The sequence below is a fragment of the Nocardiopsis sp. NPDC055824 genome, from assembly GCF_053616335.1.
On record NZ_JBSHDN010000005.1, the window covers coordinates 92,364 to 103,846 of the forward strand.

Here is an 11,483-nt window from a genome sequence, read left to right on the forward strand (position 1 = left end):
CGTGCGGAGGGGCCGCGGGCGGTCCGGTCGGCGGGGGCTAGAGGCTCGGGTCGATGCCGTGGCTGGGGAAGACGGCGGTGCGGGTGGCGTGGATCGCGCGGTCCACCGCGTCGCCGGGGTCGTAGCCGTCCACGAAGGGCGCGAACGAGACCTCTCGGCCGTCGGTCATGTAGAGGGGCGCCAGTTCTCCGGTGCGCTCCCGCACGAAGTCGCGCCACTTCTGCGGGGTCTCGGTGTCCGGGTCGATCGGGTGGCCCGCGGCCTCGGCGAGCAGGTGGGTCCAGGCCCGCGGGACCACGTGCACCAGCCCGTAGCCGCCGCCGCCGAAGAGCAGCCACCGGCCGCCCGCCGTCTTCTGCGCGAGCTTGTGCAGCTCGGAGTAGGCGCGCCGCTGGCCGTCCACGCTGAGGGTGAGGTTGGCGAGCGGATCGAGGGCGTGGGTGTCGCAGCCCTGCTGGGTCACGAGGATCTCCGGCTGGAACTCGTGCAGCAGCGGAGGGACGACGGCGTCGAAGGCGCGGTGCCAGCCGGTGTCCCCGGTGCCCGCCGGGAGGGCGACGTTGACCGCGTACCCCTCCGCGTCCGGGCCTCCGGTCTCGGACGCCTGCCCGGTGCCGGGGAACAGGGTCACCGGCGACTCGTGCAGGCTGATGGTGAGCACGCGGGGATCGTTGTAGAACGCGTTCTGCACACCGTCGCCGTGGTGGACGTCCACGTCCACGTACGCGATCCGCTTGGCGCCCTGTTCCAGCAGCCAGCTGATGGCGATCGCGGGGTCGTTGTAGACGCAGAAGCCCCACGCGTGGTTGCGCATCGCGTGGTGCAGGCCGCCCGCGATGTTCGCGGCGTGCGCGGTCTCCCCCGTCCACACCGCTCTCGCGGCGGCGACGGACGCGCCCGTGATGAGCGCCGCGGCGTCGTGCATGTCGGGGAAGACGGGGTTGTCCGCGGTGCCGAGCAGGTGGGTGTCGTCGGGCGCCAGTGTCCTGCCCGCGCGCTTGACCGCCTCGATGTAGGCGCGGTCGTGCACCAGCGAGAGGAGTTCGTCGGACGCGGGCTCCACGTCCAGGAGGCCGACCCCCGGGGCGTCCAGCACGCCGAGTTCGCGGCTGAGGGCCATCGTCAGCTCGACACGGATCGGCGCCATCGGGTGCTGGGGCCCGAAGTCGTAGGCCGTCAGTCCGTCATCCCATGCCACCCGAAGCGAGCAGGACGTGCGCCCTCCCATGTGGTGACCCCCGTTTCAGGTGTGCGTGCTCCGAAGCACACAGTACGCAAAACCGGGCCCCGATCCGAACCCCGGGTCCCGGGGACGGGCGCCGGACCGGCGGACGGCCCGGGCGGGCGGCGTCCGCCCGCCCGGGGCGGGAGGGGGACGCGGTGCGCACCGGCCCTCCCGCCGCTCCGGCTACTCGGTGATGAAGTAGCAGGACTCGTACAGGTCACCGGCCCCGAAGTCGACGGTGCCGTGCAGCGGCGCGGCGCCGAAGAACCCCTCGTTGGAGGTGAGCAGCACCCGGTACTCGCCGGGTTCGAGTTCGAGGCGCATGACCTCGCCGTTGTCGAAGCACGAGTTGCCGGTCGGGGGCGAGCTGTAGGTCTCGCACTCCTCGCACGCCTCGGTGACGACCTCGTCGTGCACCCGGTCGGGGCCGACGTAGAGGAACCTCATCTCGTAGGGCGTGTTGTTGGTGATCTCCAGGACGGTCATGCCGTTTCCGGAGCCCCCGGTGGGCTCCGGGGCGAAGTCGACCTCGCCGATGGTGGTCAGGGTGTCCATCTCGGCCTCGACGCGCCCGGCGCCGATGTGGACGACCATCCTCTCGACCTCGTCCGCCTCGTGGTCGGGGTACTCGTCGCCGAGCAGGGCGACCATGGTCTCGGCGGGATCGAACCGGCCCTCCTCCACGTGCTCCCAGCCGCAGTTGAACGCGGCGTCCGGACGCTCCTCGGCCAGGCGGTCGGCGATCTCGGGCGCGCCCTCCCAGGACAGGTCGTTGAACAGGTCGATCTGGTCGAAGGCCGCGCACCAGTTCTCGGCCGCGTACTCGGCCGTGCCGGTCCCGTACAGCTCCGCGAGCGCGGCGGGCACGTCCCCCGCGGCCTCGGTGCCCGCGTAGTCCACCGGGATCACGCTGTAGACCTCGTGGGCCTGCCTCATGCTCTCGCGGTACTCCTCGGTGACCTCGCCGTCGAACCCCTCCTCCGCCGTGGCGGCCAGGTCGGCCGCGTAGGAGAAGTGGATGTCCGCGATCTCGCCGTCGGTGTCCTCCCACCGGGACGAACCGTGGGCGAAGTAGGCCGAGTAGGAGTCGAGGGCCTGCCCGAAGTCGCCGGAGGCGACGTCGCCCTGGGCGCGCTCCAGCAGCGCGCACGCCTCCGCGCCCGCGCGGGCCCTGGACATGAGCGACGGGGAGAAGGACAGCTGGAAGAGGTCCTCGACGCTCCCGTAGGCGGCCACGGCCTCCGACGGGCCGCACTCGCCCCGGGCGTGGGCGGCGTCGGCGACGCGCAGCCGCCACTCTCCCGCCTGCCAGACGCCGGCGACGGAGGCCGCCATGACCAGCACGAGGCCGCCCGCGGTGAGGAGCGCCGCCCTGTTCCGCGCGGGCTGCTCGCCACGGGTGAGCGCCCGCTCGTCGCGGGAGCGCCCCGCGAAGAGGCCGTGCACGGCGGCCGCCGCGAACCAGGCGAGCAGGACCGGCGCCCAGACCAGCAGGTTGTCGGCGGCGCCCAGGACCGCGGCGGTGACCAGGAGGCCGGCGGTGACGGCGACCGCCGCGGCGAAGAAGGGCCACTGCCGCAGGTAGGCGTACCCGGCACCGAGGCCGGAGGCGTTGAGCAGGGAGGCCCGCACCGCCGAGGGCGAGGAGAGGACGGGCATGCGGGGAGGCTTCGGGGGAGGCGGGCCGCCGAAACCGCCGGGGGGCATCCCACCGGGGGGCGGTCCACCGGGAGGCATCCCGCCGGGAGGAGCGCCAGGGGGAAGGCCTCCGGGCGGAAAGCCGCCCGGGGGCGGTCCGCCGGGGGGCATCCCGCCCGAGTACACGCCCCCGGAAGGGACGCCGCCCGTGGGTGCGCCGCCCTGGGGACGGCCTCCGGGCGGGAATCCGCCCGTGGGCGGGCCTCCCATCGGACCGCGGGGGGCGCCGCCGTGCGGCGGGCCTCCCGAAGGCGGGCCTCCGGGCGGGAATCCGCCCGTGGGCGGGCCTCCCGCCGGACCGCGGGGGGCGCCGCCCTGCGGCGGGCCTCCCGCCGGACCGCGGGGGGCGCCGCCCTGCGGCGGGCCTCCCGGAGGGGGGCCTCCGCCCGGCGGCTGGGAGGGGTCGGACGGGGGAGGGGGAGATGTCATGGAGGACCCTGGAAGCAGGAGAGGGGGATGGCTCGCGCGGGCGAGACAGAGAGGGGCGTGCGCGCCCCTTCCCCTGCACAGTACACATGGACCACGACGTCCGGATTCGTCAAGAAAGGCCGTTTCCGGCCAACCCCCGATCGCCGACGTCCCCGGCGTCTCCCCCGCGCGGTGCGCTCCCCCGCCCCGCGCGCGGCCGGCGGTCCCGCCCGGCCCGGTCCCGCACCGCCGCGGGTCCCGCGCCGACCTGCGGTGGCGGCCGCCGTCCGGCGCCCCGGGGGGACCGGCGGCGGGCCCGCTCCGGCCCCGTCAGCTTCCGGAGAGCGCGCCGCTCCTGTCCCGGGCCGCCTCGATGGCGTCGGTGAACGCGGTCCGGACGCCGTGCCGCTCCAGCTCGCGCAGCGCGGCGGCCGTGGTGCCGCCCGGGGAGGTCACGGCCTCGCGCAGCACCACCGGGTGCTCCCCCGAACCGTTGAGCATGGCGGCGGCGCCGGTGATGGTCTGCCCGACGAGCTTCTGCGCCGTGACGCGCGGCATCCCCATGGCGACACCGGCCTCGATCATCGTCTCCGCGATGAAGTAGAAGTACGCGGGGCCGCTGCCCGAGATGGCGGTCACCGTGTCCATGTGCTGCTCGCCGACCCGGATCACCTCGCCGACCGTGGCCAGGAGCGCCTCCGCCCGGTCCAGGTGGGCCCCGTCGGTGTGGGCGCCGCCCGCGACGGCGGTCATCCCCTCTCCCATCAGGGCGGGCGTGTTGGGCATGGCGCGGACGACGGGCGTCCCGGCGGGCAGGTGGTTCTCCAGGACGGCGGTGGTGATCCCGGCCGCGACGGAGATGATCAGGCGCTCCGAGCCCAGGTGCGGGGACAGGTCGTCCAGCAGCGCCACCATGTCCTGGGGTTTGAGGGCGAGCAGGAGCGTGTCCGCGCGCTTGGCCGCGTCCGTCGCGGAGACCACCTCGACCCGGTAGCGGCGGCGCAGCTCCTCCGCGTGCTCCTCGCGCGGCTCGGTGACGAGGACGTCCTCCGGCGCGTGGCCCTTGGCCAGCATTCCGGCGAGCAGCGCCTCGCCCATCTTCCCGGCACCGATGATCGCGATCATGAAGAGTCCTCTCTGCGGGTCACGTCCACGCTAGCGGCCCCGCCGGCCCGGGGGGACCCCGCGTCCCGGCCTGTGGACGGCGGACCGCGCAGGCCCCGGACCCGCCGGGGCCGGACCGCGTCAGCTCCCGCCCGGGTCGACCGTGCCCTTGTCGTCGACCGTGCCGCCGCCGTCCACCGAGAAGCGGCGGGGCGGCGCCGACGGCTTCCGGCGCAGGAGGGCGATGCGCTCGCGGCGGTCGTGCGTGCGGCCGGACGCCGAGGAGGTCTGCGCGAAGTGCAGGCGGGTGAAGGCCAGGGCCTCGGCCAGCTCGCGCATGCGCGCCTGGCGGTCGGCGGCCTTGCGGGTGCTGACCTCCAGCACCAGCTGCCCGCCGAAGCCGCGCTCGGCCAGGTACTCCAGGAGTTCGCCGACCGGCTGGGTCCCGCGGCCGGGGATGAGGTGCTCGTCGAGGTTCTGACCGCCGAAGCCGTCCGTCACGTGGACGTGCGAGAGGCGGTCGCCCAGCTGCCTGGCCATCTGCATGGCGTCGGAGCCGGACATGGCGGTGTGCGACAGGTCGAGCGTGACGTCGGGGTAGTCGCGGTCGAGGGGGTTCCAGCTCGGCGCGTAGGGGACGACCTCGCGGTCGCGGACCCGCACGGGGTACATGTTCTCCACCGCGAAGACGACGTCGGTCTCGTCCTGCATACGGGAGATCCCGCTCTCGAACTCGCGCGCGTACTCGCGCTGCCAGCGGAAGGCGGGGTGGACGACGATGGTCTTCGCGCCCAGGGCCTCGGCCATCTCCTTGGAGCGGACGAGCTTCCCCCAGGGCTCCCTGCCCCACACACGCTGGGTGAGGACCAGGCAGGGCGAGTGGACGGCGGTGACGGGCATCTGGTGGTAGTCCGAGAGGCGCCGCAGGAGGTCGATGTCCTGGCTGGCCGGATCGGAGGAGACGAGGACCTCCACCCCGTCGTACCCCAGCTTCGCCGCGATCTCGAAGGCGGCCGGGGTCTTCTCCGGGTAGACCGACGCCGACGACAGGACGACGGGTGCGTCTGGGACCTGGATAGGACTCACGCCCCCAGACTATGCGCTGTCGGGCCCTCCGTGCGTTCCGCCCGGACGAGCGCGGCGCGCCGCGTCCCCCGGGCCTCCCCGCCCCCTCCCGCCCCGTCCCTCCCCCGCACGGCGCCCGGGCGGGGCGGGGCCCGCCGCGACCGGTCCGGGACCGCGGGAACACGGCACGGGGACCGGCGGGGGACCCGCAGGCCGGGTCGGGCCGGATGGCTAGTGTGCGGTGCATGATCCCCAGGGACGCGATCCCCAGCCCCAACATCTGGCGGAACCCGCAGACGTACGAGTTGGAGAACCGGGCGGTGGACCCCGAGGGCGTGATCGGCGCGGCCATGGACCGCGTCCGTCCCATGGACGGGGCCCACGTCCTGGACGTCGGCTGCGGCACCGGCTACCACCTGCCGGGGTTCGCCGCGCGGGCGAGCCGGGTCACCGGCGTGGAACCGCACCCGTCCCTGGCCGGGGCCGCCCGGGCCCGGGTGCGGGGCCTGGACCACGTCCGGGTCCTGGACGGAGTGGCCCAGCGGCTGCCCGTCCCCGACTCCGTCGTCGAGGTCGCGCACGCGCGCTGGGCCTACTTCTTCGGTCCGGGGTGCGAGCCCGGCCTGGCCGAGCTCGACCGCGTGATGCGGCGGGGCGGGGTCGCGTTCGTGATCGACAACGACGCCACGCGCTCCACCTTCGGCTCCTGGTTCCGGCGTTCGCTGCCGTCGTACGACCCGGCCGCCGTGGAACGGTTCTGGGCGGCCCGCGGGTTCACCCGCGAGCCCCTGACGATGCGCTGGTCGTTCACCGACCGCCGCGCCTTCGAGGCGGTGGTGCGGATCGAGTTCCCCTCCGCGCTGGCCGCGGAGATCGTGCGGTCCCATCCCGGGCTGTCGGTGGACTACGCGGTCAACCTGTGGTGGAAGCGGTACTGACCCGGTGGCCGGGTGTGTCCGGGGTCCCGGGTTCACCGCCCGGGACGCTCGCGGCCGCCGTCGGCGCCGCCCGCGGGGACCGTCCCCGTCACAGGCGTACCGCGCCGGCGAGGTTGTAGCGGTTGACGTCCCGCTCGCGGACCTGGTCCCCGGACTTCGGGGCGTCGATCATGCGGCCGCCGCCGAGGTAGATGGCGACGTGGTAGGCGTACCCTCCGCCGTCGGCCCAGTAGAGGATGTCGCCCCTCCTGGCGTCGGAGTAGGAGACCCTGGTCCCCTCCCGCACCTGGTCGTGGGCGATGCGGGGGAGGTCCACCCCGGCCTGCGCGAACGACCACTGGACGAGGCCGGAGCAGTCGAAGGAGTCCGGTCCGGTGCCGCCCCAGCCGTAGGGGGTGCCCTTCTTGGACTCGGCGGCGCTGATGGCCTTCTCGACGGTGGAGGAGGGCAGCGCCGCCTGGTGGACCCTCGTAGGTGCGCCGGCGCCCGGGGCCGCCGGCGCCGGTTGCGCGTGCTGGGCGAGGGCCGGGGCCGCGCCGGAGGACAGGAAGGCCGCGGCGAGCGCGGCGGCCGTGAGCGATCGCGGTCCGCCCCGGCGGGGGCGGGCGGGCGAGGCCTGTCGCCCCGGGTCCGTAGGACGACAGGCCTGCCTTTGCTCGTGCTGTCGCGGTAGTCGCATGACGGTGGTGCTCCACTCGTGTGAGTAGTCACGCCGGGGCGTCCGCGCCGCTGTGACGCGGATCTCTCCGCCTCGACGCACCACCATTCGTCACACAGCCACCCGAAGAAATCACTCTCCGTGGTCCAGTTGGCCGCCAAGGAGGGTAAAGGCTGCTTTACCCGAGGGGAGATAACGGTCATTCGACCAGTAAACGGACCCCCTATCCCTGGGTCGGCGACCCTCCGTCACAGAGCCGGGGAGGGCACGCCCACCGCGGCCTGGACGAAGTCCGCCGTCGCCTCCATACCGAGCCGGTTGGGGTGCACCGGGGCCCCGTTCTCCGGGATCAGGCCCTCGACCCAGCGGGTGCCGGAGGGCTTGCACACGTCCCTGCCCCGCTCCAGGACGTCCACGAACACCGCGCCGTTGGCCTCCGACTCCTCCTTGATCACCGCGTTGAGCGACGTCTGCGCCGCGTCGAGGAACGGGACGTCCCCGCGGGCGATGGGCGTGCTCGGCCAGCAGCCCCCGCTCTCCGGCAGGAGCTGGAGGTAGCCCACGCTGAGGACCGTCGCGTCGGGGCTGCGCTCCGCGATGTCGGCGTAGACCTGGGAGATCTCGCCGCGCAGGCCCTCGATCCGGACGTCGAGCTCGTCGCCGTAGTAGTTGGCGCACGGGCTGCCCAGGGGGTTGCCCAGGCTCCGCTTGGCGCACTCGACGAACACGTCGGAGAACCCGAAGTCGTTGCCCGCGATGCCGACCGTGACCAGGTCGGTCTCCGGCCGCAGCGCGTCGAGCTGCGGGAGCGTGTCGGTGAACTGGTTCTCGTAGAAGTGCTCCATCCGCGCGCCGGAGCAGCTGGCGTCGGTCAGCTCGGCGACCCCGATCCGCTCGGCGAGCATCTTGGGGTAGTTGTGGTTCGACTGCATGCAGCCGAGCAGGGGCACGCGGGCCTGGGCCTGCTGCTGGCGGACCAGGGGCCCGGCGACGAAGGAGTCGCCCAGCGCCACGTAGTGCTGGAAGGCGGCCGCCTCGGCCTCCTCCGCGGCGGCGGACGGCGGCGAGACCAGGGACAGGCCCAGGACCGCCGCGGCCGCGGGGACCAGGACTCGGCGGAGCCACCGGTGTCGGGGGGTGGCGGGGTTTGCGTCGTTACGGGGCACGCGGGTTCCTCTCCGGGGAGCGGGGGGCAGGGAGTAGTCGGACCCTTACAGATTCTTTAACACGACCTACCGGAAGTTCCCCATAACCCGTAGGTAACTTTCGTGTGTCGCGGAGAATCCGTTCCGCCCCCGACGGGCCTGTCCCCGGCAGCCGCTAGCGTGGCGACCATGGCAAAGGCAGCGAAGACGACGTTCCGGTGCGCGGAGTGCGGATGGACCACCCTCAAGTGGGTGGGCCGCTGCGGCGAGTGCCAGGCCTGGGGGACGGTCGAGGAGGCCGGGGCCCCCGCCGCGATGTCCGTCGCCGCCGCGCCCGTCACCTCCCGGGCCCGCCCCATCACCGAGATCAGCGTGGAGAGCGCCGAGGCCGTCCCCACCGGGGTCGGCGAGCTCGACCGCGTCCTGGGCGGGGGCGCCGTCCCCGGCGGCGTCGTCCTGCTGGCGGGCGAGCCCGGCGTGGGCAAGTCCACGCTGCTCCTGGAGGTCGCGGCGATGCGGGCCGCGGACGGGCCCGTGCTGTACATCACCGGCGAGGAGTCCGCCGGACAGGTGCGACTGCGCGCCGAGCGCCTCGGGGCCCTGTCGGACAAGCTCTACCTCGCCGCCGAGACCTCCATCGCCTCCCTCGTCAGCCACGTGGACCAGGTCGGCCCCCGGCTGCTGATCGTGGACTCGGTGCAGACCATGGTCTCCCCCGACGCCACCGGCGTTCCCGGCGGTGTCACGCAGATCCGCCAGGTGACCGGCGCGCTGATCCAGATCGCCAAGGAGCGCGGGATCGCCACCATCCTGGTCGGCCACGTGACCAAGGACGGCTCGATCGCGGGCCCCCGCATGCTGGAGCACCTGGTCGACGTGGTGCTGCACTTCGAGGGCGAGCGCCACTCCCAGCTGAGGCTGCTGCGCGCGATCAAGAACCGGTACGGCCCCACGGACGAGATCGGCTGCTTCGAGCTCACCGAGAGCGGCATCGTCGGCCTGCCGGACCCCAGCGGCCTGTTCCTCACCGAGCGCACCGACCCCGTGCCCGGCACCTGCGTCACCGTCGCGATGGAGGGCCGGCGCCCCCTGATCACCGAGGTCCAGGCGCTGGTCGCGCCCACGCCCCTGCCGGCCCCGCGCCGCGCCACCTCGGGCCTGGACACCTCCCGGGTCAACATGATCCTGGCGGTGCTGGAGAAGCGCACGGGCATGCGGCTGGCCAACATGGACGTGTACGCCTCGACGGTCGGCGGCGTGAAGCTCACCGAGCCCGCGGTGGACCTGGCGCTCGCCATGGCGGCGGCCAGCTCCAGCAACGACGTCGCCCTCCCCGTCGGGTTCATCGCGATCGGCGAGGTCGGCCTCGCGGGCGACGTGCGCACCGTCTCGGGCGTCCGCCGCAGGGTCGCGGAGGCGCAGCGGCTCGGGTTCACCGAGGCCATCGTGCCCAAGCACTTCGGCGACCCGATCCCGGGCATCCGCACCCAGGAGGTCGAGGAGCTGAGCGAGGCGCTCCTGCGCGTCGCCAGGCGCTCGCGCCGGCCCAGGAAGTCCCAGGACGACGACTGAGGCCGGCGGGCCGGGCCCCTGCCCCGCCCGCCGGCCCCGGGGCGGTCCCGGACCGTGGTCCGCGGGCCGTCCGGGGCCACGGCTCCGGGACCGCCGGAAGCGCCCGGGGAGCGCGTCTAGAAGTCGAAGAGGACGCCCTTCTGGCTCACGAGGAGGCAGGAGTTCGAGAACTCCTCCTCGTACCTCTCGGCGCCCTCGGCGACGGCCACGACGGGCTGGTGGATCATCGTGCACATGCCGCCCTCCCCCTTGGCCCGGGCGATCGATCCGGCCCCGTCGACGGCCGCGCAGGCCCGCTCCGCCTCGGGGTGGTCCCCGCCGGTCGGCCGGCACTCCAGGGTGACCTGCCGCACCTCTCCCGTGGACGGCGTCCGGATGCTCAGTGTGTGGCTGGTGGTCACGGTGCGCTCCGCCTGTGCGGGCACGGCGAAGGCGAGGGACAGGACGGCGGTGGCCGCGAGGGCCAGGGCGGTGCGGTGCACGACTGCTCCCGGTGTGCGAACGATCAGAACACCACGCATAGTAACCATTCGATCACCGGAATCGGCCGACTTTACCGAAACACGGGCGACTTCTTCCCCTCCGGGTTCGTCCTGGAATCGCCGGACCGGGCCCGGGGCGGCCCCGGTCCGGCGCGGCCCCGGTCCGGCGCGACCCCGGTCCGGGGCGACCCCGGTCCGGGGCGGCCTCAGGAGAACAGCGGGAGCAGGGACTCCAGCCAGCGGTCGGCGATCCTGCGGTCGCCGCTGCCCGAGGGGTGCACCCCGTCGTAGGTGTCGGTGCCGGTGTCGAACCCGGTCCACTGGTCCACCACGGTCACCGGCGACTCCGCCGTGCTCTCCCCGGCCGCCCACGCCGGGATGGCCGCGTTGAGGTCCTCGACGCCCCGCCCGCACCCGGCGCAGCTGCGGGCGGGGTCCATCGGGATGATCTGGGCGACCAGGACGCGCATGCGGGGGTTCTGGTCCCGCATCTGCGCGACGAGCACGCTGTAGGCGTCCAGGACCGTCTCCGCGGGGACGCCGCTCCACACGTCGTTGGTGCCGAAGTGCATCAGCACCACGTCGGGCTCCGTCCGCGCGAGCCAGTCCACGAGGAGGCCGCGGTCCGCGACGTCGGTGACGAGGAAGCCGCCGTGGCCCTCGTTGTCGCCGTCGTACTCGAAACCGCAGCCGTCGCCCGGCCGGGTTCCCACGAAGTCGGCGTCCGTGTGCCCGGCCTCCACCAGGTCGGCCCAGAGCAGGGCCCGCCAGCATCCGGGCGAGCCCGTGATCGAGTCGCCCAGCGGCATGATCCGCACCGTGTCCTCCTCCGTTCGCGCCGCCGCGGCGGGGGCGAGGGCGCCCGCGACGAGTGCCAGGGTGAGCCCGAGGCCCGCGCCGATGCGCCGGGCGGCCCGGGAGAGTCGTTGGTCCATGCGGAAACTCCTTGCTCTGTGCGGGTCCCCGGGAAGAGCGTCTTGGGAGCGCTCCCAACCGCAGGCAGAGTACCCCCGCCGCGTCCGCACGGGAAGGGGGGCTCCCGGAACGGGCAGGTCTTCGCGCGGCCGCACGGGCGCCCCTCCGGGCCGGAGGGGCGGGGCCCGTCCCGCCCAGCGGGACCGGAAGCGCGCCGCGCCCCGGGGTGCGGGGGGGGGGTGGGCGCCCCCGCGCCCCGGGGGGGGGGCCCCC

At 74.2% G+C, this 11,483-nt stretch carries 10 protein-coding genes; 2 read left to right on the plus strand and 8 right to left on the minus strand.

Features of this window, described 5'->3' with window-relative positions:
* Positions 1-37: 37 nt before the first annotated feature.
* From ACWGL3_RS02930 to ACWGL3_RS02945, 4 genes are all read right to left on the minus strand, one after another.
* A complete protein-coding gene (locus ACWGL3_RS02930) occupies positions 38-1,198 on the minus strand; it encodes an acetoin utilization protein AcuC (protein WP_267946834.1) in 1,161 nt (386 codons plus the stop codon).
* 210 nt (positions 1,199-1,408) lie between these two features.
* Complete coding sequence (locus ACWGL3_RS02935) at positions 1,409-2,932, minus strand: DUF1109 domain-containing protein (protein WP_267946835.1); 1,524 nt, start codon at positions 2,930-2,932, stop codon at positions 1,409-1,411.
* 729 nt (positions 2,933-3,661) lie between these two features.
* Entirely contained in the window at positions 3,662-4,456 is a 795-nt protein-coding gene (gene proC, locus ACWGL3_RS02940; protein ID WP_267946836.1) for a pyrroline-5-carboxylate reductase, read from the minus strand.
* 120 nt (positions 4,457-4,576) lie between these two features.
* Positions 4,577-5,521 (minus strand): sugar phosphate isomerase/epimerase family protein, encoded by a 945-nt coding sequence (locus ACWGL3_RS02945; RefSeq protein WP_267946837.1) that lies wholly within the window; start codon positions 5,519-5,521, stop codon positions 4,577-4,579.
* Positions 5,522-5,820: 299 nt separating this feature from the next.
* On the opposite strand from ACWGL3_RS02945, the gene ACWGL3_RS02950 reads away from it, so the two are divergent.
* Positions 5,821-6,438, plus strand: coding sequence for a class I SAM-dependent methyltransferase (locus ACWGL3_RS02950; RefSeq protein ID WP_267950538.1), 618 nt, complete (start codon positions 5,821-5,823; stop codon positions 6,436-6,438).
* Positions 6,439-6,526: 88 nt separating this feature from the next.
* Here ACWGL3_RS02950 and ACWGL3_RS02955 read toward each other — a convergent pair whose 3' ends face one another.
* Both ACWGL3_RS02955 and ACWGL3_RS02960 read right to left on the minus strand, forming a co-directional pair.
* Positions 6,527-7,117, minus strand: coding sequence for a C40 family peptidase (locus ACWGL3_RS02955; RefSeq protein ID WP_267946838.1), 591 nt, complete (start codon positions 7,115-7,117; stop codon positions 6,527-6,529).
* A gap of 227 nt (positions 7,118-7,344) precedes the next feature.
* Positions 7,345-8,262, minus strand: coding sequence for an SGNH/GDSL hydrolase family protein (locus tag ACWGL3_RS02960; protein WP_378553520.1), 918 nt, complete (start codon positions 8,260-8,262; stop codon positions 7,345-7,347).
* A 168-nt stretch (positions 8,263-8,430) separates the two neighbouring features.
* Between ACWGL3_RS02960 and radA the strand changes: the two genes are divergently transcribed.
* Complete coding sequence (gene radA, locus ACWGL3_RS02965; RefSeq protein ID WP_267946839.1) at positions 8,431-9,813, plus strand: DNA repair protein RadA; 1,383 nt, start codon at positions 8,431-8,433, stop codon at positions 9,811-9,813.
* 116 nt (positions 9,814-9,929) lie between these two features.
* On the opposite strand, the gene ACWGL3_RS02970 is transcribed toward radA, so the two are convergent.
* Together ACWGL3_RS02970 and ACWGL3_RS02975 are read right to left on the minus strand one after the other, a co-directional pair.
* Positions 9,930-10,334: an SSI family serine proteinase inhibitor gene (locus ACWGL3_RS02970; RefSeq protein WP_267946840.1), complete on the minus strand. Its 405-nt coding sequence runs from the start codon at positions 10,332-10,334 to the stop codon at positions 9,930-9,932.
* A gap of 167 nt (positions 10,335-10,501) precedes the next feature.
* On the minus strand, positions 10,502-11,230 hold the full coding sequence (locus tag ACWGL3_RS02975) for an SGNH/GDSL hydrolase family protein (RefSeq protein ID WP_452460724.1): 729 nt from the start codon (positions 11,228-11,230) through the stop codon (positions 10,502-10,504).
* Between the last annotated feature and the right edge of the window lie 253 nt (positions 11,231-11,483).